This is a genomic window from Rickettsia rhipicephali str. 3-7-female6-CWPP (assembly GCF_000284075.1).
Taxonomy (GTDB): Bacteria; Pseudomonadota; Alphaproteobacteria; order Rickettsiales; family Rickettsiaceae; genus Rickettsia; species Rickettsia rickettsii.
This window is the reverse complement of record NC_017042.1, coordinates 1,045,171-1,069,453: the sequence shown is the minus strand read 5'-3', so window position 1 is coordinate 1,069,453 and position 24,283 is coordinate 1,045,171. Positions and strand designations below refer to the sequence as shown.

Here is a 24,283-nt window from a genome sequence, read left to right as displayed (position 1 = left end):
TGACGGGGTGGTATCTATGCAACAATGCCTTGTTTGAATGATATCGCAGCTATACAACAAGATTATAATTAAAGGAGAAGTGTGGTAATCTAATATTCAACTCTTATTAGTTTTTTGAATTTCTTGTTGTTGCTGTTGTTTGTATTCTGCCGCTTTTTCTTCTATGTAATTAAAAAAGAAATAAGTAAAAGTTAAAAAAATGGTCAAAATAATACCAAATGTTATGAGTATTGCTTTAAGTTGCTTGCGTGAGTCTTCTGCTTTTGACCTTTTCTCTTCTTCATCTATGTCTTCATCATTTTTGACTTCAGGTATTATTGTTTGTTCTTCTGTAGTATTTTCCATGTTGTAACTCAACTACGCTTTATTACTAAGTTGTTCCTATAACTTACAGATTTTTGAAGTTTATAAGATTAGCTATATTTGAATGATGAGGTTTTAAACTCATCAAAATAGGATATATAAGCAATAACGCTATGTCAATAGTCTTGAATATTAGCTGTGTTTCAACCAAGGTTTATACATATTATTATAATTTGAGTCTCCTAACATTGAAGTATTTAAAGTATCGGAGTAAGCAGCTGATAATATAGCATCATCAAAAGTGATATTAAGCTGTCCTATATAGTCTTGAATAAAATTGTTAACAGTAGATTCAAAGCTTGTATATTTTTAGGATATGAATAAACAAGCTGTGTACATTCTATATTTCCTAATTTGCTTCCAATCCATGTTAATAACATAGAGAGTTATATTCATCTTGGGGGTTACGATTAATTATTTCGTAAGTTTTAGCAAGAATATAACAAGCTTCGTTATTTCCCTTCATAGTTTCTAATTTTATTTAGAAAAGCTTTTTCATATATTTCATAATTCGGTGATGAATCAGATTTTCCGTTAAAAAGAGCAGTAAATAGAATTTTAGCTTTCTCTAGATCATTCATTTTAATTTTGTTCTATTTTCATTACTAATTCTTTGATTTCATTCATTTTTGATTTATTGGCAACCAAAAGACCGTTCATAGTATCGATAATTATGACATTGTCAAGACCTACTACGGTAGTTAATTTATTATTAGAACTAATGAAAGAGTTTGTAGTATTGCTTGTTACTACGTTTCCCTCGCAATAATTATCGTTTATATTCCGGTGTTTTACCTGTAATAAGGAATGCCAAGTACCAAGATCGTTCCAAGCAAAATCGGCTTTTATCATGACCATTCCCGAAATATATGTCATTATGGCATTGTCTATAGAAATTGCTGCGATTTCATTATAAGCCTCATTGTCTATTGCCAAACTATTCTCATTTTTTACGGCAGTATTAAATGCTTTTTCTGCAATACAGAATAAATCAGGTTGAAGGTTCATTGCTAAGTTTAAGAAGAAGTTAACATCGTATACACAAGTTCCTGAATTTCAAAAATATTCATTACTTTGAAAATGTTTGTTTGCTTGCTCTAATATAGGGTGTTCAATGAAATGATCAACTAGATAAACATTTTCTGCAATTGATAATCCTGTGTTTATATAGTCATACTCGGCACTTATAACATTTATAGGAATACCTATAGTGCACAAATGCCGAATTCATTAACATAATGTAAAGCTTTATTTATATAGTATTAAGATAATTTATATCATCCGCTATATGATGGTCTGAAGGTAGTAACACTACAATATCAAATCCTTGTGCTTTAGCCGATAATGCCGTAATAATGGCACAAACGGCAGTATTTTTTTTGTAAAGGCTCGGTAATTAATGCTATTTCTACATCTATTTCTGCTGCTTGTTCTTTAGTGATTGATTCATATTTTTTGGAAGTAATAATAGTAGGTTGTCCTAAAAATTTATTTCGGTTTAATGTTTGCTGAAGTAAAGTTAAATCACTCAATATTTTTTTAAACTGTTTCGGTTTATCCTTAGATGACAAAGGCCATAGTCTTTTACCATTACCTCCTGCCATAATCACCGGCTTTATTAGACTCCTTGTGCATAACCTCCTTCTAAAGGTAATTTGTATACCTTTGATACTTCAAGATTTGGTACGTTAAGTTTTGGGATTTGCCTGTGCTCACGTATTTTTATACGCTGTGCAGGCTCACCACTTATTTGACTTCCAACTTTTGAAGTATCTGCGATATACGGCGATCCAATACTCGCATCCTCACGTACCTTTTTGTACGCTGCGGTGCTGCGTTTCGTGTCTCCTTCAAACTCCTCTTTATTAAGATAGGTTATGCAAGGAGTCTACCTTCATATATTTTACAACTACTAATTAAATAATAAAGAGCTTTATCTTTATAAATAGTTTTAAAAAATATGTCAAGTGAATTAACTATATTGGCAAGTTTTACAATAAAAAGTACTTCTGCCTGAATGTTTTGTCTTGATAATAGTGCTAGAGCAGTTTAAACAACTTTGTCCCTCTCTACCGTAAACCGTAAGTTGCTGAGTAAAATAACCAGGTTTGTTATCGCCGTTTACAAAATCTTTAAGAGTAGTACCGCCGGCAGTTATAGCTTTAGTTAACACATCTCTAATTGATTTAATTAAATTTTCTATTTCATCATCCCTTAAATCGCTACCTGATTTATCCGGATGAATTCTAGCTAAATGAAGACTTTCGGAAGCATAGATATTACCGACTCCGACTATAACTCTATTATCCATAATCAAGTTTTTTATCGGTATTTTTCCAGTTTGTAGCTTATCTTTTAGATATTCTAACGTCAATAAATCAGAAAAAGGCTCTATGCCTAAATCATTAAAAAATTCTTGTTCTAAGAGATCAGTCTTAAAACTATAAATCATACCGAAGCGTCTAGTATCGTTGAAAATTAACTTTTCGCCGTTACTTAAATCAAAAATCACATGATCGTGTTTTTGAGTTTTATAATTAGCAGATTGCAGAGTAAATCTACCGCTCATGCCTAGATGAACTATTAAAGAATAATCATTATTAAAATCTATAATTAAATATTTTGCACGACGCCTAACATCCAGTATATTAGTATTTAAGATTTCTGTAGCTAAAAGCGGGGATAGCTTATAACGTAAATTATCTCTTTTTAACTCTACATTTTCTATAATAAGCCCGATTAGCTTATCTTTTAGAGAGTTTTTAAGAGTTTCTACTTCAGGAAGTTCCGGCATTTGATACTAATATTTATAATAAAAAACTATGAACCAGACAAATTTTGGCCTTAAAAAAGTAGACTACACTAAAAAACAAGGTTTAGTAAATAACGTTTTTTCTAATGTCGCTGATAAGTATGATTTAATGAATGACTTAATGAGTTTGGGATTACATCGCTTATGGAAAGATGAATTTATTAGGCAAATTCCAAATCTTAACTCTCATATATTAGATGTTGCTAGCGGTAGCGGTGATATTGCTTTAAAACTTGCTAAAAAAGCAAGAGATAGAGTTAATAATATCTCTTTAACTTTAAGTGATATTAATGAAGAAATGTTAAAGCAAGCTAAGAAAAAAGCAATAGATCTGAATTTATTTCAAAATCTTAAATTTACTGTAGCAAGTGCTGAAGAACTACCGTTTCCGGATGATAGTTTTGATTATTATACTATAGCATTCGGTATTAGAAACGTACCTGATATAAATAAGGCTTTAAAGGAAGCATTTAGGGTTTTAAAGCCAATGGGCAAGTTTATATGTCTTGAGTTTTCAAAAGTAAAGGAAGGGTACATAAAAGATTTCTATAAATTCTACTCATTTAATATTATACCGAGTATTGGTCAAATGATAGTGGGTAATAAAGAGGCATATGAATATTTGGTCGAAAGTATAGAGTTATTTCCCTCACAAGACGAGTTTAGAATAATGATTAAAGACGCCGGTTTTGAAGAAGTCGGTTATAAAAATCTAAGTGGCGGAATAGTTGCTATCCACAGTGCGTATACTCGATGAACTTCAAAAATGGGCTACGTCGTTCTACAAGATCTACGGTACTCACGTATTAAGTATACGCCCCGCTCCTCGACTTGTGAACTCCTTGCTCTTTTTGAAGTTGATCTTCGTATACTACTCTTTATTTTACTTCGGAGTATATAATAGATGATAAGTAATTTTTTTAATTTAATACGTATTTTTCGTATCATCAGTAAAAAACAAATCTTAATTGATTCAAGAAGCCCTAAATATTTCAGGTTTATCGGTTATATATTAGCCTTATTTTTTGCTCCGGTCTCGTTAATAAAAAAATCACGGGAAGATTACGGCAAACGCTTAATAGATTGTTTAAGTGATCTTGGACCTATTTATATAAAATTCGGACAAACTCTTTCGACAAGAGCCGATTTAGTAGGAGCAGAGATAGCAGGTTATTTAAGGTTACTGCAAGATAAGCTACCTCCGTTTGATGGTGGGGTGGCTAGAAGGTTGATAACGTCATTGCGAGGAGACATTTATGTCGACGAAGCAATCTCAGCAAGCAAACAAAAGATTGCCACGCAGTCTACGACTGTGAGCCATGACGCCCTCCCTTTCTTACACCTCGATGATACCCCCATCGCTGCCGCATCAATTTCGCAGGTACATAAAGCACAACTTATAACCGGTGAATATGTTGCGGTAAAAATTTTGCGTCCGGGTATTCATAAAAAATATAACAGAGATATTAAGCTGCTATATTTTCTTGCAAAAATTATCTCAAAATTTTCTAAAGCAAAAAGGCTAAAACCGATTAAAGTAGTCGATAAATTTCATGAAACTATGAAATTTGAGCTTGATTTACGTTTAGAGGCGGCAGCAGCTTCTGAGCTTACGGATAATATGCGAAATGATATTAACGTGATAATCCCTAAAATATATTGGGATTTAACATCAGAAAATATACTAACCACCGAGTGGTTAGACGGCACTTCTATATATGATACTTTGCTACTAAAGGAAATGGGGTTAGAGCCTGCAAAAATATCTCAGGATTTTGCGGTAATGTTTTTCAATCAAGCCTATAGAGACGGATTTTTTCATGCTGATTTACATGCAGGGAATATTTTAGTGAATAAGCAAGGTAAGATAATTTTACTTGATTTCGGTATTATGGGCAGACTTAAAGAAAAAGATCGTTTAGCCGTTGCCGAAAGTCTATTTGGCTTTTTAAGGCGTGATTATAAATTAGTTGCTAAAGTACATTTAAGAGCCGGCTACATCCCATCAAATACTGATTTAGATTTATTCGCTCAAAGTTGTAGAGCAGTTACCGAGCCTATAGTAGGGACTCCCATAAAAAATATTTCCATAGGTAAGCTGCTTGCACATTTATTTAAAATCACGGAAGATTTCGGCATGGAAGTACAACCGGAGTTGTTGCTATTGCAAAAGACTTTAATAATGGTGGAAGGGATAGGCAGACAGTTAGACGGTAATGTTAATATGTGGCAGCTCGCCGAACCTTGGATTAAAAAATGGGCCGTGAAAAATCTAAGTCCTGAAGCGAAGTTGTTACGATTGGTAAAGCATGACCTAGATAGTCTAGAGGATATTATTTGACATATAAAAAATTATTAATATTATAGCCTTATATATTAAGAAATTTATTATTATGAAACTAAAAGATTTATTTATTAAATATCCTATTACTACTCCTTTTTTGGTTGATTGTAAAAATGATAAATTAGTATTTTCTTCAGATAAAGAACAAAAATATAAAAGAGACCTAAAAGAAACAATAGGAGAGGAAGAGTTTGAAAAATTAACGGCTTTAGATAAAATTGTTCAATGCCCCGAAAACTTAGAAAATATAGCTTTAGTAAGTATAGAAAAACATCTCGATAAACCACTGATAGTAGCGAAATTGTTTAATGATGTACAACGTGCATATTATAAATCCATATAGATCCCGATAATAATAATAATATTAAATCGATTTTGCATTTCTCAGAAATATATTTTATCGGTGTGTAGAGTAAATGCCGGCTGAAGTTTTAAAACGCGAGTATAATGTCGGTACTATACAGCAAAAATCTTTACCGAAAATCATGGCATTATGGCCTGACCCTTACTATTACAACTGGATTCAGAAAAATAAAGAGTATAACAACCCGGATATAGATCCTCAGGTAATGGAGAATATCGTTTTATTGTGTGGAGAGGTTAGTATGGATTTACCGGTAAATGAAAAATTATAGTAAAAAACCATTGCAAGATAACCATGACTTTTAAAATTAACAAAAATTAAAAAGTAAAATTTTATAAACCTTTAAATTATATAAAGGTATTTAAATGTCTAAAAGCCAAGAACAAGAGCAGGAATCCATTGATAATATAAGGCAACAGCTTGATGAAGAATATAAAAACCTTTCGTGGGTTCAAGTTGGATATTTAGCTCTTGGAGCTGAAACAGGTAACAAAAAATATGATGAGTTAAATAAACGATATCTAGATCTTAATAAAGATAATTTAGGTATAATACAAAGTGTTATCCAAGCAGTTGGGAATGTTCCTAGTGCATTGCAGTTTACCTGGGAGGCTTCTCAAGTTTTACCTGATCTTGCACTGGAGTTTAATAACCTCAGAAAAGCGAGAAGTGCTACCACTAGTGTAGGTTCTATTGAAGCTGGTTGCAAGATGATAGCAGATGCAGAATCGCTTATAAAAAAATGTGCTTCTGTTTTACATTCTGAAACTATATCCAATAGTTCAAAAGAAACTCTTTTACAGTCTAAAGTTATTCCATATCTTCTCACGCCTATTTTAAATAAGAGGCTTAGCAAAATAACAAAAAACTTTCAAACTTCCGAAACAGAAAAAATAAATGTATTAGACAAAATAAGTCCTAAATTTATCAGAGAATTATCTACACTAGGAGTAGATTTAATATCTAAAGCACTAGAAAGCGATTTAAACCCAAAAGTACAAGAAATATTAAACAAAAAAAACGCGTCATCTCAAGGTGCTATAAAATATACATGACATTATTACTTCAGACAAAGTAAAACCCCTTCTTAATCACGATTTAGTACAATTTTAAAAAATCCTGATAATCAAAAGGGGTTAGTTCAAATTACGGAAAATATAATAAATAATAAAGCACAAAAAATCGCTAAACCTGCATTAATTGCAAATACAGTAGCACTACTTGTAAATTCTAGCGAAAAAATAATTGAAAGTACTCCTTCAGTTATAAAAGCTTATAGTCAGCTTAAAGAAAATCAGCGTTGGACTAAAATTAACCTAAATATGGAAGGGTTAGATATTGAAACTAGAAAAGAGTTATTAAAAGGCAAAAAACCTCAAAATAGTAGAGTTAGTTGAAAATGCAAAAAAAATTATTGATAATTTATCTTCTGTTTTAGAAAAAGAATTACCGCGATATTTAGATATTAATAAACAGGATATATTAGATGTTTTAAAACATCCTAAAGTAATGGAAAGAATAGAATCACAAGGAAAAGATCCGGAGTTTATACATAAGGCATTAGATGCATCTACGTCTTTTTTAAAAGATGCTCTGCCGTCAATTACTAAACTTGCAAGCCTTGCTCTTTCCGATAGCGATAAAGTTACTGATATAATACAAAAATTTCAGTTAGTTAAGCCACTTCCAAAGGAAGAGAAATCAAAAGAAGAAAAGGTAAAAGAGGTAAAGGAATTGATTAGTCCTTTGATACAAATTAAAAACCATAATCCGGAAATAAGCAAAATAATTGAAAAAGACCTTCCTGAACTATTAACAAAACATGCAAGTAGTTTAGGACCGGTTGTAGATGAGTTTTGAAATAAAACACCTAAGGGTCAAAAATTAAAATTAGACGGTGAAAAATTAGTAAAGATAGCCGGTAAACATGCACCTGAATTAATGCAAATTGCCGATAAATTTAGCAAACATGAATACAGTAAAATTATATTGCTGGCGTTAAAATTATTATCAGATCCAAAAGTGCTAGGAGTAGTAGCAGAAACTATAGTTAATTTAAGAAAAAGTAAATTTAGTAAAGATAAAGAAGCGGTAGGACCGCATACAAGTAAGGTATTAGAAGAAAGACAAAGAGAGATAGGAAAATCCGGTAGAGGAGCCTAAGTCCTGTGCACTTTTGATTAATGATTATAATTATGGCTCTTTTTAGCTGGAAATTATAAAATTTTTTTGAAATATGCATAACTATTCCTTCAAAAATCTTATTAATTTTCGCTTAAAAATATCTCATAATTATAATCATTAATCAAAAGTGCACAGGACCTAGAAACCTCTTGCTATTATTTGATTAACATTATATTGTAAATTCAAAGTGTCATTATGAAATTACAAGGATGATAGAAAGAAATTATTATTTAACACATATCACAGGTGCCCTTGAGATATTCCCTATTTGTGCCATTCTCGGTCCAAGGCAATGTGGTAAAACTACTTTAGCTCACGCTTATATTAAACAGCTTAAAGAAGATGAAAAGCGCTACTTTTTTGACCTTGAGGATCCGGCTCACTTAGATCAATTTAAGAATCTTAAAACAATTCTTGAGCCTTTAAACGGCTTAATAGTAATTGATGAAATTCAAAGACAACCTGAAATTTTTCCTTATTTAAGAGTTCTTGCTGACTATTCAAACAAAAAATTTTTAATATTAGGTAGTGCTTCTGGAGAATTATTGCGACAATCTTCAGAATCATTAGCCGGCCGTATTGAATATACGGAGCTTACTCCGTTCAATTTAATAGAGATAAATGATTTTAGGGAGTTATGGTTAAGAGGTGGTTTTCCTAAATCATATTTAGCAAAAAATTATGTCCAAAGTCTTAGATGGCGTAATAGCTACATCACTAGTTTTATCGAACGTGATTTGCCTAATTTAGGAATATCTCTTAATGCACATGTAATGAGGCAGTTATGGATGATGCTTGCTCATAATCATGGGCAATTATTAAATTATAGCGAGCTTGGAAGGTCGCTCGGTTTAACGGATATGACTATCAAACGTTATACTGAAATATTAGAGCAAACTTTTATGATTCGGTTATTAAAACCTTGGTATGAAAATATCTCAAAACGTCAAGTGAAAGCACCGAAAGTCTATATACGAGATAGCGGAATACTACATGCCTTATTAGGGATTCACGAACATGATTGGTATGTTCATCCAAAACGCGGTCTTTCATTTGAAGGGTTTGTAATAGAGGAGTTAATACGTAAATTTACGGATGCAAAGTATTTTTTTTGGCGAACGCAAACAGGAGCAGAATTAGATTTATTAATTATTAAGAATGGTAAGAAATACGGCTTTGAAGTAAAAAATGCTGATGCTCCTAGTATTACTAAATCAATGCATACCGTTCTTGCCGATTTGCAGTTAGAACATTTATATATTGTTACCACCGGGAATAATACATATAAAAAAACAGAAAAAATAAGTGTAGTTGGAATAGCGAACTTATCTAATTTACAGTTTGGTTAAAGTATATAAGTTACCATATTTCATTACCTTTAGTCTTATCATTACTTAATAATTCATGATGACAATTAGAATCAGTAATATTATCTAGTAATATATCTAATTCAGATTTTTCGGTGCTAATAACTAAACTGTTATTAATTAATTTTAAACTACACATACGGGTTTTTAGTTTTTACGTAAATGAATCTAATAGGAACGCCCGGCATGTCAAAAGCCTCACGCATATTGTTTACTAAATACCTAGTATAGCTATCGGTAATTTTTTCCGGATTATTGGAAAATAGCTTGAAAGTAGGGGGACGGGTTTTTGTTTGAGTCATATATTTTACACGCACTCTTCTGCCGCCTTTTTGTAAAGGCAGCGGATGTGCTTCCGTAGTAAAATTAAGCCATTCATTTAATTTGCTAGTAGTTATTTTCTTATTCCAAATTTTATAAATTTTAAGACAAGCATCTAGCACTTGTTCAATATTTTGTTTATTTATTGCTGAAATGAATAGAACGGGGATACCTTTAACCTGAGGCAGATGAGTATTTATCTGATAATAAAATTCTTCCTGAAATGCTTCTTTTTCGGATTCTTTAACTAAATCCCATTTATTCACTACTATAACTATACTTCTTCCTTCATTTACCACATGGCTTGCAATATTTAAATCTTGCTGTTTTAAAGGAGCTAAAGCATCAATCATTAAGATTACGGTATTAGCAAATTTAATACTGTTAATAGTATCCGATGCCGATAATTTTTCTAAAGACTCTGTAATAGTAGATTTCTTGCGGAGTCCTGCCGTATCAATCAATTTAATATGATTATTTTTATATTGCCAATCAATTTCAATTGATTCACGAGTAATGCCGGCTTCAGGACCGGTTAATAATCTTTCATCATTAATAAGAGCGTTTATAAAAGTAGATTTTCCGGCGTTAGGTCTGCCACTAACTACTATCTGCAAAAAATCTCCTTTAATTGGATCGGCTATATTTGTCTCGATTGCTTCTTCTTCAGGTAACTTGGCAATAATTTCGTCATATAAATCAATTAAGCCTGTGCCATGCTCGGCAGAGATAGCCATCATACTATCAAACCCTAATTTGTAGTACTCTTTATCAAAATCAAAAGCTTTCTCGCATTTATTAACTACCAATATAGCAGGCTTATTATATTTTCTAACAAAACTACTAAGTAGCTTATCATCAGGTAATATTCCGCTTCTACCATCAACCATAAAGCAAATTAAATCTGCCTCTAAAATTGCTTTAGTAGTCTGCTCCATTAACCTCTCTCCCATACTATTAGGATTCTCGTCAAGTCCTGGGGTATCAATTAACAAAAATTCAAAAGAACCGATTTTGCCGTCTGTATATTTTCTATCTCTGGTGACGCCTGGCAAGTCGTGAACGATAGCTTTTTTACGTATGCTTAATCTATTGAAAAGCGTTGATTTGCCTACATTTGGACGACCAACTAAAGTAATGATTTTCTTAGTCATTATTAATATATTATTATGGTTAAGAGAACTAGTAATGCCCCGATAAAACCTACTATATTTGCTATTATAATAGGTGTATTTTTTATTAATATGCCGTATATAAGCCAACTACAAAGAGCAATAGCACTTATAGTAAAGGCGGGCATAGAAACAGAAGCCGAAGATTGGCAGGTGAAAATCTTATGAGCCTGCACATAAAACATAAAATTGCCGATTGTACCGACAATCGTCATATATTTTTCGTAAAATGTCATGAATTTTGGCGACATATATTTATTTTTAAAAAGTGGTCTATGTCATTCCCGCGTAGGCGGAAATCCATTAAAATCATATAAAAAACTTGTTTTTATATGGTTATTTTATCAAATTATGTAACTTCTATATCAATATTAAAGCTATTTTTTTGGACTCCCGCCTACGCGGGAATGACATACGGCATCCTAAGATAGCAACATTCCACATTGACTATCCCTTAAAACTCGCAATTACCGGTATATGATCTGAAGGTTTTTCTTGAGTCCTTAAATTATAATCCATATAGCAATTTTCTAAATAGTCAATAGTATTATTACAACCAAGAATCATATCAATCCTCATACCTTTATTTTGTTCAAAACATCCGGCTCTATAATCCCACCATGAAAATTCTTGTTTATTCGGATGCATTAATCTGTACAAATCCTCAAATCCGGAATTTAGAATAGTGCGTAATTTTTTTTGTTCAACTTCAGTAAAACAAGTAGTTTCAGCCAGTAGCTTAGGTGAATATACGTCTATATCGAACGGTGCAATATTGAAATCACCGCCTATGATAGTTTTTTCGTCAAAAGATTTTTTAGTTGATAAATAATTGATAAAATTATCATAAAATGCTAGTTTTGCTACAAATTTATCGCTACCGACAAATGAACCGTTAGGAGCATAGAGCGAGATTATATTACAAAACCCTATAGGTAATGATAATTTTATTTCTAAGAATCTTGCTTGATCACTGCAGTAATTATTCGGAAAATCCTTAATTATTTCATCGGCAGGAAATTTTGAAATTATAGCAACGCCGTTATATGATTTTTGTCCGTGAACATAAGAATTATAAGGTAGGTCGGATAATGCATCAAAAGGAAATTTTGCGGTTTCGCATTTTATTTCTTGCAATAATAAAATATCTGGATTTTCTTTAGATAAAAAATTACGCAATAAATTAAGTCTTGTTTTTATGGAATTAATATTCCAAGTAGCTATCTTCATGTTTGTTTTTCTATATCTTCTAATTTTTTATTACGGAATCGCCACTCAAGAAAACCAAAATGATAAACTAAGAGACTAGTAATAAATGCTCCAGAAATTACTATACTCATTGAATATTTTATTGTATGATAATTTGGATTACTACTGTACATATCTAATAATACGCTAAAAGCTATACCCCATAATACAGTGATTTCAATACTAACTCCTCTTGGTATCCTCTTAATTGCATTTTCTTTCATAATAAAATCTCGTAATATTGCACTGCAATTAGCCGTAATGAAAGCAAAAAACGGTCCCCAAAAATTATAGAGGCTCAATTTTGTGAATAATAACCATTGCAACTCCTATAATTATACAAGTTGCTTGTCCGAATGAATCGCAAATTGCTACTAATTGTTCTCAATAATTATCTTCAGCAATCTGTTTATTATAATAGCTGAATAATTTAATAATTGTAAAACCGAGTAAAACTACTACAAATATGTAATAGAAATAAGAAGAAATAGAAGTTTAAATGTCTGGTATTATCATGGTTTACTATTAAATCTAGCATTATACAACTACTTAACAGACGGTAATACCGCAAATAAAAATGTACCAAATAAAGTACTATTTTTTCTGCTACTCAAAATAATTCCCGAAAAAGCAAAAGCAAGGCAACCAAGTAAACCTATATAACATGGCACCAACGAGAATCTATAGATTTAGGCAATAGAATATGATATATGTATGTCTTAATAATTTTTTTATACTCGTTACTTGCAAGAAAATCATCTATAGCAAAATTAAATTGTTCAACTTTTGGCAAGTGGTTCAATAATAAATAATGATAATTCTTCAAGACGATAAGGCTTTGAAAATAAGCGTAGTTACTGCTCTCAGTAGTATAAGTAGCTCCTGCTGTCATGTCGGCATTGCCGATTTGAATATCTAATTGATCTTGATACCAGCTATATTGATTGTACTCAATATTGATACCTATTTTTGCAGCAATAGCGTTAATTAATTCTATATCCATACCGGAAACGGTAGTATGACCGTTTGAATCAGCAATTAAGTATTGATAAGGCTCATTTACATACCATGCATTTATCAAAGTTTTTTTATCAGCTGTCCCTTCGCATTCTAAAATTGCTTGTTGTTCGTTCGTGCCTATGCTTAAAGCATACAAATTTTTAGAAATGAGAAGTATAAAAATAAAAAGCTTTAAAATTTTCATGGTCTGTATTTTTTTAGAATTAAAATGTCATCCCCCGTAGCAATATTTTATCGTCATTGCGAGAAGAATTACGCAGTAATGCGACGAAGCAATTTCAGGAGCTTATCCATTATTTCATGAGATTGCCACGCAGCCTACGGCTGCTTGCAATGACGATAAAAACCAAAGCCTCTAATCACGCACTACTTTAATTTCACCGTCAGAAAATTTAATATTAAAAATTTTTTCATTCGCAGCAGTAATCTTAGAAGATAAAAAATTACCCGTTTCTCCTTTAACTATAGCAAAACCTCGTTTTAATACGTTGTGATAATCAAGGCTTGCAAGTAACGTACTATTTAATTCTAATTTATACTCAAAGTTTTTCAAAGTATTATTTGCCGATTTTGATAGATAAGCTGTTTGATGTGTTAATTCTAATGTTTTGTAATTGATTATTTTAGCAGGGTTCACCCTTTCTTTAGAAAAAGATTTAATCTTTGTGTCTTGTAGATCAATAAAGCACGGTAAAGCATCTAGTAAATTAAAACCGGTTTCGTCCAGTAATTGCTGCCTATTATTTATATAGTGAGAGAGATATCTGTGTATTTTATCGTAATTTACTATGTTTTGTTCGTGATATTTAATTAACCGGCTAGTATTATTCAATAATATTTTTTCATAAGATTGTAGCGTATTATTTAAAATAGATCGTACCGGTACGGCAAATTCTGCGGCAGCAGTCGGTGTTGGAGCTCTTTTATCGGCTGCTAAATCTATTAAAGTATAATCCACTTCATGACCTACTGCGGAAATAATAGGAATTTTTGAGTTATAAGCAGCACGTACTAATATCTCATCGTTAAATGACCAAAGATCTTCTATAGAACCGCCACCTCTAGCAACGATTATAACACGTGGTTTATTTACCTCTTCTAAATTGTTAAATCCTTCAATTGCTTCAGCAATTTCATTGCCGGAATTTTCGCCTTGTACGCTAACCGGCCATATTATTATCCGAGTCGGAAAACGTTCGCGAATACGATGAATAATATCTTTAATAACAGCACCGGTTATTGAAGTGATAACGCCTATTTTATCAGGTAAAAAGGGTATAGGAATATGTATTTTATTAAATAAGCCTTCTTTCTCGAGCCTGGCTTTACGCTCATTTAGAATTTGCAGCATAGCTCCAAGTCCTGCGGGTTGCAAATTATCTACCGATAATTGATAACGTGAATTACCTGCATAACTTGAGAGTTTACCGCTAATTACTACTTCCATGCCGTCATTTAAAGGAAATTTGATTTTAGCAAGAATAGGACGCCAGCAAGTACAGGCTAAAATGGCGGTATTTTCTTTTAAGTTAAAATAAGCATGACCTGAGCTTGCTATTTTTAAGCCTGAAATTTCGCCTTTTACCTTAATATAGCCAAAATTATTTTCTAATAGCTCTTTGATTTTATTAGAAATTTCACTAACTGAAAACTCTTTGGTTGCTTGATGCGCAATGAAATTGTCTAGCATTTTATTAGTACTTGGTTTTTTGCGCTGAGGGTAGCACATTATTCGTCATTACGAGGAGAAACTATAAGTTTTGACGAAGCAATCTTAGGAGTTTATCCTACTTCATGAGATTGCCACGTCGATGCTATGCATCTCCTCGCAATGACCGGTTATCATCTCCATAGAATAACCTTGCACTACAAAAGAGCAAGCAAAATTTTTTATTATTTGATATATTGCTAATAGCTTGCTATTATTTTTTACTATTAAAATATATTTATTAATATAAATGCTACTGCGAATAATATGTTTGCTTATTATCATAATATTTTCTTTGGTAAGTTTTGCCGCTCTTTCTAAGAATGGTCAAAATATTAAAATAAGCAATATTATAGCTGACTTCGTAGAGTATAATGAAAATCAGGATTTGATATATGCTAAAGGTAATATAAGAATTATCACGGATGAGTATTTATTAACGGCAGATAATTTACTTTATGATATAGAAAATGATATTTTATGGGCAGAAGGTAATATCCGAATTAAGGATAAACAAAATCGGATAATAGAGGGAGGCAAAGTGGTTTTAAAAGATGAATTTAAGAAAGGTATCATATCGGAATTCATTTTGCTTTCCGGTGATAATAATCTTTTAATTGCTAAACTTGCTGAAAGAATAGATGAAAATAATCTTACGCTGCACCATGCCGAGTTTACCCCTTGTGATGTTACTTGTAATAGAAACCCTATTTGGCAAATTGCTGCTAAGGATACTTATATTCATTCCGCAGAGCATAGAGTAGTTTATAAAAACGTGTTTTTTGAAGTATACGGTGTACCGATTTTTTACTTACCGTATTTTTTCCATCCGACTCCTACGGCCCCTGCAACTTCCGGATTATTGGTACCTGACGTCAAAAATAAAGGGTTTGGCATCCCCCTATATCTACGTGCAAAACCTAATATAGATTTTACTCTCACTCCAAGAATTTTTAGTAAATATCAAACTTATGAGCTAGAAGCACGTTATCGCCTGAATGATACCGATAATATGAATTTTCAAGTTAGTTACGGTAAATTACCGTATTTTCTAGAAAAAGACGGAAGTGTAGTGAAAAATAAAAAAGTTTCTTCTTATCATTATATAGCAAGCGGTAATTTTATTAGTACCGATAAAGTTTATGATTACGGTTTCAAGGTGGAGCGTACATCGGATAAAGCTTATTTAAAAAATTATTATAATAACTACGCTTCATATTTAACTTCTAAAATATTCTTAAATAAAATTCATGAGGCTGATTATTTTTCGGCGGAAGGATTAAGTTTTCAAGGCTTAGGTAGTAATGATCGTAAATATACCGATCCTCTAGTATTACCAAAAATCAATACAAAAAACGTGATAAATTTGAATGATAATGACAACAGCCATATCGTTGTTGAAAATAATACGTTAATGTACAAAGAAAGAATAGGAAAACAAGTTGCTAGAACCTCTTTGCAACTATCCTTTATGCATAATGTGCTGACTGCTTCAGGACAAATTTTTGATTTTGCTGCTAAAGATAGAGGCGATTTTTATCTTGCTAGACAGGCTTATGTAGATAAGCCGAGAGAAAGTAAATCATTTCAAAGGAATATACCGGAATTGCAAACTTTATGGCGTTATCCGTTAGTAGGCAATATAACAAAAACGATAAATTTACTTATTGAGCCGGTAGTTTCTTTTACTATGGGACGTAAACTATCTAAGAAAGATAAAAAATTTGTTATAATTGATCCTGCTAAATATGAATTATCCGAAAAAAATATCTTTTTATCCAACCGTTATAGCGGTATTGATTGCCATGATTTCGGTAATAGATTAAGTTACGGCTTAAATACTAGTATTGCTAAAGAAGAAAATTATTTAAAATTATTTTTAGGACAATCCCGTAATACAAGATATAGTATAGATTTGCAGGCTGATGATACAGAAAATGTAGGGCAGATACTAGGTAATCTTTCTAATAATTTAGAAGTGTTTTATAGCTTTCGGAAAGATAGATATTTCAGACCTATTAGAGATGAAGTGGGAGGAAATTTTAACTATGATAAGATTAACTTTCTAGGTAGTTTTATTCAGCTTACCAATCTTAACAAATATTATTCCGTAGAAAGTATAAAGGTTTCAAATAATAGAGTACGACAATTTTATGGAGACATAAATTATCAGATAGCGGAAAATTGGACTATAGGCTTTGGTGCACGCATTGATCTCTCTAGACGATCTCCAAATTTACTTACTCGAACTATTAGGATGACATATGCTAAAGATTGTGTTAGAATTACTGCAAAGATTTATTCCGATTATCTAGCCGATGGAAGTAGAGGAATCAAAAAGACTACCTCTTCGCCGACTATTTCTATCGGTTTAAAAGTTTTAAACATGTGAGTATGCTCGTTTTATTTGAAAAATTGGCTACGTCGTCTTATAAGTTCTGCGGTGCTCACGTACTAAATGTACGCTCCGCTCCTTGACTTATAGACTCCTTGCTCTTTTCCAAATAAAACTTCGTCTACTTACTGGTCACTTATTCAGAGTATCACATGAGCAAATTATTATTAATCATTACCGTTTTTTTTACTTTTAATGTAGCACAAGCATCATTACCGAATATAGTAGCATCCGTAAATGATGAACCTATTACTCTTAATGAGTTCCGTGCTAGAAAAAAAATGATTATGGCACTAAATAATGTTGAAAGTCTAACGCCTGCTCAAGATAAGCAGCTAAGTGACTTAGCACTCAAGAGCTTAATTGACGAATCTTTGCTTTTTCAATATGCAGGAGATAGAGAAATTCCGCAAGAAGAGATAGATAACGCTATTAAGTCTATTGAAGATCGTAATAAAATGCCTCACGGTTCTCTTCTTCAGTATCTAAAAAGCAGATCGGTTAATCCTGATAGTTTTATTTCCCAAATTAAATCCGAGTTGATTAAAATGAATATTTTATCAAGTCTATCAAGATCGGTACAAGTAAGTAATAAAGAAATAGATGTCGCAATTTTATCTAGCGATCAAAAAGACGTAGAAATTTCAATGCAAGTATTTACATCTAAAGATGGTAGCAATAAAGCGTTTACGCAGATGAATAATTTAAAAAATCGACTAAAAAAATGTGCGGATGTTAAAAAATCGCTTTATGATAATTTTGCTACTATGCAAATTATTACCGATAAGCTTAGCAAGATAGAAGGCGTAAAACAAACTATTGTAAAGGACTTAACTCCTGATAAAGCAAGTAATGTTTTTGAAGTAAATAACAAATTTGAAATAACATTAGTGTGCAGCAAAAAAATCTTAAATATTAATGAAGATGAAAATAATTATGTAGTAAATTTCCTAACCAATAAAAAGATTTCGCAAAAAGCACAAAAAATGTTTGAAAATATGCGTAAGAAAGCAGCTATAAAAATAATGCTGCCGTCTTAGTGTGTGTTATTCTATGTCATTCCCGCGTAGTCGGGAATCCAGAAAAATAACCTTGATTATTAATACAGAATTATATTTGATAAAAACAAACATATAAAAACAAGTTTTTATATGTTTTACTGGATTCCCGCTTTCACGGGAATGACATACCCTACTATGCTCCCTTCAATTGCAAAACACGCAGCTTTACATCAAGTTAATCCTCTTAAAAAGCACGGACAAAATTTTATTTTTGACAGTAGTCTATGTGATAAAATCGTACGTGCAAGTAACCTGGCAGAAAATAGCCGAGTATTAGAAATAGGGCCCGGCACAGGAGGGTTAACTAGGTCAATATTGCAGAAAAATCCTGAATCCTTAACTGTTATAGAAACAGATGAGAGATGCCTCCCGCTCCTTAATGAGATTAAAGAATATTATCCTAATCTAAATATTATTAAACAAGATGCTCTTAAAATAAATTTAACCGATTTAAGCTATGATATAGTCAATTCAGTTGGATTTGCATACAAGAAGTTAGAGGCGAAGCCTATAACTAATAGGAGAGCGACGAGTAACGATATAGGCGAGTCCAAATCAATTGACTATAAAGTAACTATAATCTCTAATTTACCGTATCATATAGGTACTGAGTTAGTGATTAGATGGCTGAAAGAAGCACGACTAATTACTAGTATGACGCTAATGTTACAAAAGGAAGTAGTAGAACGTATTTGTGCTATGCCCTCAACTAAAGCATATGGCAGATTATCGGTAATATGTCAGCTAATAGCTAAAGTGGAAAAGTGCTTTGACGTAGAGCCAACTGCTTTCTATCCACCTCCTAAAGTATATTCTGCGATAGTTAAACTAATACCTTTAGAAAATCCGCCGTCTATTGCTCTGATAAATAAAGTTGAGCAAATAACAAAGCTTGCTTTTACAGGACGACGGAAAATGATCAAATCATCACTGAAAAATCTTGTACCTAATATACATGAAGTATTAACGCAGTTGAAAATCAATGATAATTATCGCGCTGAAAATCTTGCCCCTCAAGATTATTTGAGAATTGCTGAAATATTATAGCCTGCATCATTCATCTTTATCTAACTTTTTTGCTTCTGCTTCTTGCTGTAGTTTATATTCTGCTGCTTTTTCTTCTATATAGTTAAAAAAGAAATAATAGAAAGTTAAAAAACTAGTCAAAAAACTATCCCAAGAGTTATTAGTATTAACTTAAGCTCTTTCCTTGCATTTTGAGCTTTTAATTTCTTTGCTTCCTCTTCATCGATATAAGACTCAGAGGTTAAAATTTCTTCTTCTTTATATTTTAACTCTTTAAAATTAGCTTATATATTAATGATAGAGTTTAATTATCATGTGAGAGAAGTAATTTATAGGGGGGAATAAGTCAATAATTATATATTTAATAAATCTATCTTACTCAAAAATACGGCTTTTTCTATTTACTAGGTAAATACAATTTAGTTCTTGAGTCTTATAATAAAGCAATTGAACTTGATCCTACAAATTCTGAAGCACACTATAATAAACAACATTTATTAAAGCGTATGTATTATTAAGTAAAAAACGCTGAAAAGCTTTTACTTATTGCCTTTTCAATCTATTCTGTTTGCTAGATTTCTTTAGTCTAAAATAAGCGAGGCAGTGATGCTATTCGTCTATTGTAATTTGCTTGATTTCGACAATTGTCTTATGCAAATGTTCAGCTAAAGCAAACATATTAAATAGCATTGGCTTGGTGGTTAGTTTTTTGCGGCAATCTCTAAATCAGTTTGCTCATAATATCTAGTTGCGATGCGAATTAATACATTAGGGGCACAGCTACGCATTAATTTCGGTTATCGCTACAGGTTTCCTTGATATCAACAGCCTCAAGTGTCTATAAGATATTTAAAAGTTCCAGCGTGAGCGCAAAAAGACGTTTAGTAAATTTAATATTTGGGAACTTAATATTGAAACCTAAAAAGCTTGATTTTATGCTGCGTTCGCCGTTTGATACATTGGTGAATTTGCCTAAAAATGGCGAATGGTACCCGCGGCCGGACTTGAACCGGCAAGAGCTTACGCTCCACGGATTTTAAGTCCGTTATGTCTACCATTCCATCACGCGGGCAGTTGTGGATATTAAGGTTGCATTTGCTAAGTGGACAGATTAATAAAAAAAATACAAAAAAGCAAGTACTTTTATCGTTAATATATTAGTCTGATATGAAAAAGTTATTAAACACCTTTAAAATAGTTAGTTTACTCATTAATTTATTAGATAATTAACTTAAATAGTGACAAAATAGTAATAATATGATAGATTAGTTTCAGAAAGTAATGCTTTCTCTTGCATGTTATTGACATGTTTATTGACAAATGCCGCAAGGTAAGGTAGTTTTGCATAATGAGTTTTTATCGGCTCTTATATTTAAGTAAGGCTTAAAGTAAAATTTAAGTTTTAGTTATTATAAGCGTGTGTTAAGTTCAAATAAGTAATTTCTATCTAATAAAGGTTTTTATGGCTACAAATATAGTAGGTAAAGTTAAGTGGTATAATTCTACGAAGAATTTTGGATTTATTGAACAGGAAAATGGCGGCAAAGATGTGTTTGTACACAAATCAGCCGTAGACGCAGCAGGTTTACATAGCCTTGAAGAAGGACAAGATGTAATTTTTGATCTTGAAGAAAAGCAAGGAAAAGCCTATGCTGTTAACCTCAGAATGAAATAAATATATTTATAATACCAAAAGCAGCTATCCAAAATTGTTTATAATTTAGGGTAGCCTAGTCATCTTTATCAAAATAGTAAATATTTTGTTTTTGTCTTATAATAACCTATATAATTTTAAGTATAATAAATTATTTTTACTAAAGGGCATGAAAATGCCCTAAATCTAATAATATTATTCTGGCTTGAATAAGATTCTAAAATAGTTTCATTATTCATTATCGTTTTATATATTTAGTTGGTGTTTTGTAATCTAGCTTAAGCATATTTTTTGATTCAGGATAATTATATAAGTCGTTATTTTAATTTACTATAACTTATTTTTTATACAATAGACCTCCTGCATAACTTATCTTATAAAGGGAATAAGAACTGCTACTCTACGCAGCGTACATAGTTAAGTATGTAAGGATGAGAGAGCAGCGTCGATGTCTCATATATCTTTAAGAAATGAGTTATGTTAAGAGGTCTAATCAATAATGTGCATATTTTGATTTAAAACTATATTGGATTATATAATGAAAAATTTTAATTTATCTGAAGAATTAATTATTGCTCTCGAGACAATGAATATAACTGAGCCGACTGAAATACAAAAGCAATCGATTCCGGTTGCAATGGCGGGATCGGACATACTCGCTTCTAGCCAAACAGGTTCAGGCAAAACTCTTGCTTATTTATTGCCGTTAATTGATTCATTTATTAAAAATAAAACTACTGCTTTAATTCTTGTTCCGACTAGAGAATTAGCAACGCAAATACACAGTACTTTAAATAAAGTAACTATATCCTATAAAATTAATAGTGCAGTTTTGATAGGCGGTGAACCGATGCCTAAACAATTTATGCAATTCAAAAAGAATCCAAAAGTGATTATCGGTACGCCGGGGCGTATTATCGATCACTTAAATAGGGGAAGTCTAAAAATTGATCGTATAGGCATAACCGTACTTGACGAAATGGATAGAATGCTTGATATGGGGATGAAAGAACAATTAGAAGAAATCAATAAATTTTTACCGGAAAAAAGACAAGTTTTAATGTTTTCCGCTACTATGCCAAAACATATTATTGCTGTTTCTCAAAAATATCTAAACAATCCGGTACGTATTACGGTAGGTGCTACTAATAAAGCAGCTGCAGAAATAAAACAGGAATCAATGCATGTTTCTGATAAAGAAAAATTTAGTGAATTAACTAAACAACTTGGTAATAGGGAAGGATCGGTCATTATTTTTGTGAAGACTAAACGCTCTGCCGATCAATTAGCTAAAATGTTGAAATATGAAAATCATACAGCAGAAGCTATACACGGTGATTTAAGTCAGCGTCAACGTGAAAGAGTAATTTTATCATTTCGTAAGTCAAACCATAGAATAATGGTAGCAACTGATTTAGCGGCTCGTGGGCTTGATATTCCTCATACACAGCATGTTATTAATTATGATTTACCTATGTGTCCTGAAGATTATTTACATAGGATAGGTAGAACGGGTAGAGCAGGGGCTACCGGACATGCGTTGTCTTTTATTTGTCCTGATGATGTTATTAGATGGCATGCAATCGATCGTCTAGTAAATAAAGGAGAATCTACGCTACGTAGTGAGTTTAGAAGTGATAAAAATAATCGTAAAAGATCATTCGGTAAAAGAGCCGGCGGTGACGATAAAAAGTTTAATTATTTTGATAGTAGCCGTAAAAGAACCTTTAACGGTAACAGCTACGGTAATAAAAGAAAAAAAGTATCGTAGTTTAGATTTACGACATCATTTATATCATTGCGAGGAAATTACGTAAGTAATTGATGAAGCAATCTCAAGAGTTTATTATTATCTCATGAGATTGCCACACAGCCTTATGGCTGTGCTCGCAATGACGATTAGATATCCATGCGGGCAATGCCTTTGCAGGAATGACATTCGTATATTTTAAAGGAGGATAAATTCATAAGTTTAAATTTTTCACGATTTCAATATATGTCTAATATTTTCTTTATATTAATAATTTCTTTTCCCGGAGGTTTAATTTATTTACTTACCGGTTCAACTCTTTCTTTTTGGCTTCGAGAATCCGGTTTTGATAAAATCACTATCGGGCTTTTTAGTTTAGTGAATTTTATTCATATATTTAAATTTTTATGGGGTCCTTTGCTTGAAAAAATAAGTTTTGCTCCTTTAAGTAAGCGGGGATATAAATATTGTTTAATTATTGCTTTAGTTAGTTGTATTTTTTGTGTATATGTTCTAACAAATTTTAACCCTAACACTCATTTTATACCATTTGCTTTATGCTTAGTAGCTGTGGCATTTTTTTTTTCCATTTATGATATGTTACTTCAATCATCACAGATGTTACTGATTACAAATAAAAATTGGGGCATAAGTGAGGCAGCTTGTACTACAGGCTTTAGAATAGGTATACTTATAGCAGGTTCAGGAGCGTTATATTTATCTACTATCATATCCTGGCAAGATGTTTATCGTGCTATGGCAATTTTATGTATACCGTCATTACTATTAATTATAATCTATCCGCTAAAATTTAAAGATAAGATAATTATTAATGATTTTGATAAATTTTGGTATGCTTTTTATGATTTTGTCAAGAAACCTAAATGGCTAATAATTGTTAGTTTTATGCTTCTGTATCGTCTTCAAGATAATTTTCTGTCAATTATGCCGAATATGTTTTATCTCGATATTGGGTATACGAAGAAAGATTTAGCTCTTGGATATAAAGCTTTCGGTATGTGCGCTACAATCCTTGGCGGTTTTATAGGTGGGTTTTTATGCCGAAAATGTGAATATTCTTATTTGCTTAAAAGAGCATTAATATATCATGCTTTATCTAGCCTATCTTTTTTATTTCTCTATTTTTATAATCGAGATATTACAAGTTTGTATATAGCGGTCTTTTTTCAAGAATTTACCAAGGGCTTAACTATGTCGCCGTTTTTTTCTTACCAATTAAGATGCTGTAGTTCTAAATATTGTATAACCCAAATTGCTTTAATGACTTCTATTGCTTATATTAGTACCATATTGTTTGGTAGTATTTCAGGCTATGCAGCTACTTATTTAGGCTGGACTTATTTCTTTATTGTAGCAGGATTTTGTTTTATACCGGCTTATATATTAATTAGATATTTACCGCCTTATGTTATTCCTAGCTAAAAGCGGGAATCTAGCAAAATATTTATAATTGTCATTGCGAGGAGGCGTTGT

The 24,283-nt window shown here is 31.8% G+C and carries 27 protein-coding genes, 1 tRNA gene and 1 pseudogene; 15 read left to right on the top strand and 14 right to left on the bottom strand.

The features are described from left to right. Positions 1 to 96: 96 nt before the first annotated feature. The 6 genes and pseudogenes from MCC_RS05910 to mutM form a co-directional block, all read right to left on the bottom strand. On the bottom strand, positions 97 to 345 hold the full coding sequence (locus tag MCC_RS05910; protein WP_014408952.1) for an RP671a family tick cell line-upregulated protein: 249 nt from the start codon (positions 343 to 345) through the stop codon (positions 97 to 99). A gap of 470 nt (positions 346 to 815) precedes the next feature. Further along, positions 816 to 944 (bottom strand): hypothetical protein, encoded by a 129-nt coding sequence (locus MCC_RS10960; RefSeq protein WP_014408951.1) that lies wholly within the window; start codon positions 942 to 944, stop codon positions 816 to 818. A gap of 1 nt (position 945) precedes the next feature. Beyond that, a complete protein-coding gene (locus tag MCC_RS10640) occupies positions 946 to 1,371 on the bottom strand; it encodes a hypothetical protein (protein ID WP_231288579.1) in 426 nt (141 codons plus the stop codon). Between the two features lie 48 nt (positions 1,372 to 1,419). Continuing rightward, entirely contained in the window at positions 1,420 to 1,581 is a 162-nt protein-coding gene (locus MCC_RS09130) for a hypothetical protein (protein WP_155813869.1), read from the bottom strand. Continuing rightward, a pseudogene (locus MCC_RS11255) lies at positions 1,569 to 2,261 on the bottom strand (sugar phosphate nucleotidyltransferase). Before MCC_RS11255 ends, MCC_RS09130 begins: the two are co-directional and overlap by 13 nt. Before the next feature lie 74 nt (positions 2,262 to 2,335). Then, positions 2,336 to 3,157: a bifunctional DNA-formamidopyrimidine glycosylase/DNA-(apurinic or apyrimidinic site) lyase gene (mutM, locus tag MCC_RS05890; protein WP_014408950.1), complete on the bottom strand. Its 822-nt coding sequence runs from the start codon at positions 3,155 to 3,157 to the stop codon at positions 2,336 to 2,338. Positions 3,158 to 3,185: 28 nt separating this feature from the next. Between mutM and ubiE the strand changes: the two genes are divergently transcribed. The 8 genes from ubiE (at position 3,186) to MCC_RS05850 (ending at position 9,416) form a co-directional block, all read left to right on the top strand. Next, on the top strand, positions 3,186 to 3,932 hold the full coding sequence (gene ubiE, locus MCC_RS05885) for a bifunctional demethylmenaquinone methyltransferase/2-methoxy-6-polyprenyl-1,4-benzoquinol methylase UbiE (protein ID WP_014408949.1): 747 nt from the start codon (positions 3,186 to 3,188) through the stop codon (positions 3,930 to 3,932). Between the two features lie 147 nt (positions 3,933 to 4,079). After that, positions 4,080 to 5,516 (top strand): 2-polyprenylphenol 6-hydroxylase, encoded by a 1,437-nt coding sequence (gene ubiB, locus MCC_RS05880; RefSeq protein ID WP_014408948.1) that lies wholly within the window; start codon positions 4,080 to 4,082, stop codon positions 5,514 to 5,516. Positions 5,517 to 5,568: 52 nt separating this feature from the next. Then, entirely contained in the window at positions 5,569 to 5,862 is a 294-nt protein-coding gene (locus MCC_RS05875; protein WP_014408947.1) for a hypothetical protein, read from the top strand. Between the two features lie 73 nt (positions 5,863 to 5,935). Beyond that, positions 5,936 to 6,154, top strand: coding sequence for a hypothetical protein (locus tag MCC_RS05870; protein ID WP_014365515.1), 219 nt, complete (start codon positions 5,936 to 5,938; stop codon positions 6,152 to 6,154). A 94-nt stretch (positions 6,155 to 6,248) separates the two neighbouring features. Further along, positions 6,249 to 6,938: a hypothetical protein gene (locus tag MCC_RS05865; RefSeq protein ID WP_231288679.1), complete on the top strand. Its 690-nt coding sequence runs from the start codon at positions 6,249 to 6,251 to the stop codon at positions 6,936 to 6,938. A 454-nt stretch (positions 6,939 to 7,392) separates the two neighbouring features. Next, positions 7,393 to 7,743, top strand: a complete 351-nt coding sequence (locus tag MCC_RS05860; protein ID WP_041405442.1) for a hypothetical protein — start codon at positions 7,393 to 7,395, stop codon at positions 7,741 to 7,743. 81 nt (positions 7,744 to 7,824) lie between these two features. Beyond that, positions 7,825 to 8,046, top strand: coding sequence for a hypothetical protein (locus MCC_RS05855; protein WP_041405441.1), 222 nt, complete (start codon positions 7,825 to 7,827; stop codon positions 8,044 to 8,046). Positions 8,047 to 8,276: 230 nt separating this feature from the next. Then, entirely contained in the window at positions 8,277 to 9,416 is a 1,140-nt protein-coding gene (locus MCC_RS05850) for an ATP-binding protein (RefSeq protein WP_014408946.1), read from the top strand. Positions 9,417 to 9,426: 10 nt separating this feature from the next. Here the strand turns inward: MCC_RS05850 and MCC_RS09640 are convergent, their stop codons facing one another. The 7 genes from MCC_RS09640 to xseA form a co-directional block, all read right to left on the bottom strand. Beyond that, positions 9,427 to 9,573 carry a hypothetical protein gene (locus tag MCC_RS09640; RefSeq protein ID WP_014365517.1) on the bottom strand — a complete coding sequence of 49 codons (147 nt, stop codon included), beginning with the start codon at positions 9,571 to 9,573 and terminating at the stop codon, positions 9,427 to 9,429. Next, a complete protein-coding gene (gene der / locus MCC_RS05845) occupies positions 9,566 to 10,909 on the bottom strand; it encodes a ribosome biogenesis GTPase Der (RefSeq protein ID WP_014408945.1) in 1,344 nt (447 codons plus the stop codon). Before der ends, MCC_RS09640 begins: the two co-directional genes overlap by 8 nt. Before the next feature lie 2 nt (positions 10,910 to 10,911). Next, the gene (locus tag MCC_RS08440; RefSeq protein WP_010977607.1) at positions 10,912 to 11,178 is read right to left on the bottom strand and encodes a SemiSWEET family sugar transporter; all 267 of its coding nucleotides are present in this window, start codon (positions 11,176 to 11,178) and stop codon (positions 10,912 to 10,914) included. 196 nt (positions 11,179 to 11,374) lie between these two features. Then, the gene (gene xth / locus MCC_RS05835; protein ID WP_014408944.1) at positions 11,375 to 12,157 is read right to left on the bottom strand and encodes an exodeoxyribonuclease III; all 783 of its coding nucleotides are present in this window, start codon (positions 12,155 to 12,157) and stop codon (positions 11,375 to 11,377) included. Next, entirely contained in the window at positions 12,154 to 12,477 is a 324-nt protein-coding gene (locus tag MCC_RS10625; protein ID WP_231288678.1) for a hypothetical protein, read from the bottom strand. The genes xth and MCC_RS10625 overlap by 4 nt, the downstream gene beginning before the upstream one ends. Before the next feature lie 353 nt (positions 12,478 to 12,830). Beyond that, positions 12,831 to 13,379, bottom strand: a complete 549-nt coding sequence (locus MCC_RS10620; protein ID WP_014408942.1) for a transporter substrate-binding domain-containing protein — start codon at positions 13,377 to 13,379, stop codon at positions 12,831 to 12,833. 171 nt (positions 13,380 to 13,550) lie between these two features. Then, complete coding sequence (gene xseA / locus MCC_RS05820) at positions 13,551 to 14,885, bottom strand: exodeoxyribonuclease VII large subunit (RefSeq protein WP_014408941.1); 1,335 nt, start codon at positions 14,883 to 14,885, stop codon at positions 13,551 to 13,553. A gap of 268 nt (positions 14,886 to 15,153) precedes the next feature. On the opposite strand from xseA, the gene MCC_RS05810 reads away from it, so the two are divergent. The 4 genes from MCC_RS05810 (at position 15,154) to MCC_RS08430 (ending at position 19,903) form a co-directional block, all read left to right on the top strand. After that, positions 15,154 to 17,295: an LPS-assembly protein LptD gene (locus MCC_RS05810; protein ID WP_041405439.1), complete on the top strand. Its 2,142-nt coding sequence runs from the start codon at positions 15,154 to 15,156 to the stop codon at positions 17,293 to 17,295. A gap of 155 nt (positions 17,296 to 17,450) precedes the next feature. Then, the gene (locus tag MCC_RS05805) at positions 17,451 to 18,338 is read left to right on the top strand and encodes a SurA N-terminal domain-containing protein (RefSeq protein WP_014408938.1); all 888 of its coding nucleotides are present in this window, start codon (positions 17,451 to 17,453) and stop codon (positions 18,336 to 18,338) included. 156 nt (positions 18,339 to 18,494) lie between these two features. Beyond that, positions 18,495 to 19,406, top strand: coding sequence for a 16S rRNA (adenine(1518)-N(6)/adenine(1519)-N(6))-dimethyltransferase RsmA (rsmA, locus tag MCC_RS05800; protein ID WP_014408937.1), 912 nt, complete (start codon positions 18,495 to 18,497; stop codon positions 19,404 to 19,406). Positions 19,407 to 19,753: 347 nt separating this feature from the next. Then, positions 19,754 to 19,903, top strand: a complete 150-nt coding sequence (locus tag MCC_RS08430; RefSeq protein WP_081427938.1) for a tetratricopeptide repeat protein — start codon at positions 19,754 to 19,756, stop codon at positions 19,901 to 19,903. 468 nt (positions 19,904 to 20,371) lie between these two features. Here MCC_RS08430 and MCC_RS05795 read toward each other — a convergent pair. Beyond that, positions 20,372 to 20,457: transfer RNA gene (locus tag MCC_RS05795), tRNA-Leu, on the bottom strand. A 390-nt stretch (positions 20,458 to 20,847) separates the two neighbouring features. On the opposite strand from MCC_RS05795, the gene MCC_RS05790 reads away from it, so the two are divergent. The 3 genes from MCC_RS05790 to MCC_RS05780 all read left to right on the top strand — a co-directional run bounded on the left by MCC_RS05790 (position 20,848) and on the right by MCC_RS05780 (position 24,232). Continuing rightward, a complete protein-coding gene (locus MCC_RS05790; protein ID WP_014408935.1) occupies positions 20,848 to 21,060 on the top strand; it encodes a cold-shock protein in 213 nt (70 codons plus the stop codon). Positions 21,061 to 21,577: 517 nt separating this feature from the next. After that, positions 21,578 to 22,810, top strand: a complete 1,233-nt coding sequence (locus MCC_RS05785) for a DEAD/DEAH box helicase (protein ID WP_014408934.1) — start codon at positions 21,578 to 21,580, stop codon at positions 22,808 to 22,810. A 225-nt stretch (positions 22,811 to 23,035) separates the two neighbouring features. Further along, the gene (locus MCC_RS05780) at positions 23,036 to 24,232 is read left to right on the top strand and encodes an MFS transporter (protein WP_014408933.1); all 1,197 of its coding nucleotides are present in this window, start codon (positions 23,036 to 23,038) and stop codon (positions 24,230 to 24,232) included. The last annotated feature ends 51 nt before the right edge of the window (positions 24,233 to 24,283 follow it).

Coding starts and splice junctions, on each gene's coding strand:
- MCC_RS05910 (WP_014408952.1), bottom strand. CDS start 345: ATGGAAAATACTACAGAAGAACAAACAATAATACCTGAAGTCAAAAAT.
- MCC_RS10960 (WP_014408951.1), bottom strand. CDS start 944: ATGAATGATCTAGAGAAAGCTAAAATTCTATTTACTGCTCTTTTTAAC.
- MCC_RS10640 (WP_231288579.1), bottom strand. CDS start 1,371: ATGAACCTTCAACCTGATTTATTCTGTATTGCAGAAAAAGCATTTAAT.
- mutM (WP_014408950.1), bottom strand. CDS start 3,157: ATGCCGGAACTTCCTGAAGTAGAAACTCTTAAAAACTCTCTAAAAGAT.
- ubiE (WP_014408949.1), top strand. CDS start 3,186: ATGAACCAGACAAATTTTGGCCTTAAAAAAGTAGACTACACTAAAAAA.
- ubiB (WP_014408948.1), top strand. CDS start 4,080: ATGATAAGTAATTTTTTTAATTTAATACGTATTTTTCGTATCATCAGT.
- MCC_RS05875 (WP_014408947.1), top strand. CDS start 5,569: ATGAAACTAAAAGATTTATTTATTAAATATCCTATTACTACTCCTTTT.
- MCC_RS05870 (WP_014365515.1), top strand. CDS start 5,936: ATGCCGGCTGAAGTTTTAAAACGCGAGTATAATGTCGGTACTATACAG.
- MCC_RS05865 (WP_231288679.1), top strand. CDS start 6,249: ATGTCTAAAAGCCAAGAACAAGAGCAGGAATCCATTGATAATATAAGG.
- MCC_RS05860 (WP_041405442.1), top strand. CDS start 7,393: ATGGAAAGAATAGAATCACAAGGAAAAGATCCGGAGTTTATACATAAG.
- MCC_RS05855 (WP_041405441.1), top strand. CDS start 7,825: ATGCAAATTGCCGATAAATTTAGCAAACATGAATACAGTAAAATTATA.
- MCC_RS05850 (WP_014408946.1), top strand. CDS start 8,277: ATGATAGAAAGAAATTATTATTTAACACATATCACAGGTGCCCTTGAG.
- MCC_RS09640 (WP_014365517.1), bottom strand. CDS start 9,573: ATGTGTAGTTTAAAATTAATTAATAACAGTTTAGTTATTAGCACCGAA.
- der (WP_014408945.1), bottom strand. CDS start 10,909: ATGACTAAGAAAATCATTACTTTAGTTGGTCGTCCAAATGTAGGCAAA.
- MCC_RS08440 (WP_010977607.1), bottom strand. CDS start 11,178: ATGTCGCCAAAATTCATGACATTTTACGAAAAATATATGACGATTGTC.
- xth (WP_014408944.1), bottom strand. CDS start 12,157: ATGAAGATAGCTACTTGGAATATTAATTCCATAAAAACAAGACTTAAT.
- MCC_RS10620 (WP_014408942.1), bottom strand. CDS start 13,379: ATGAAAATTTTAAAGCTTTTTATTTTTATACTTCTCATTTCTAAAAAT.
- xseA (WP_014408941.1), bottom strand. CDS start 14,885: ATGCTAGACAATTTCATTGCGCATCAAGCAACCAAAGAGTTTTCAGTT.
- MCC_RS05810 (WP_041405439.1), top strand. CDS start 15,154: ATGCTACTGCGAATAATATGTTTGCTTATTATCATAATATTTTCTTTG.
- MCC_RS05805 (WP_014408938.1), top strand. CDS start 17,451: ATGAGCAAATTATTATTAATCATTACCGTTTTTTTTACTTTTAATGTA.
- rsmA (WP_014408937.1), top strand. CDS start 18,495: ATGCTCCCTTCAATTGCAAAACACGCAGCTTTACATCAAGTTAATCCT.
- MCC_RS05790 (WP_014408935.1), top strand. CDS start 20,848: ATGGCTACAAATATAGTAGGTAAAGTTAAGTGGTATAATTCTACGAAG.
- MCC_RS05785 (WP_014408934.1), top strand. CDS start 21,578: ATGAAAAATTTTAATTTATCTGAAGAATTAATTATTGCTCTCGAGACA.
- MCC_RS05780 (WP_014408933.1), top strand. CDS start 23,036: ATGTCTAATATTTTCTTTATATTAATAATTTCTTTTCCCGGAGGTTTA.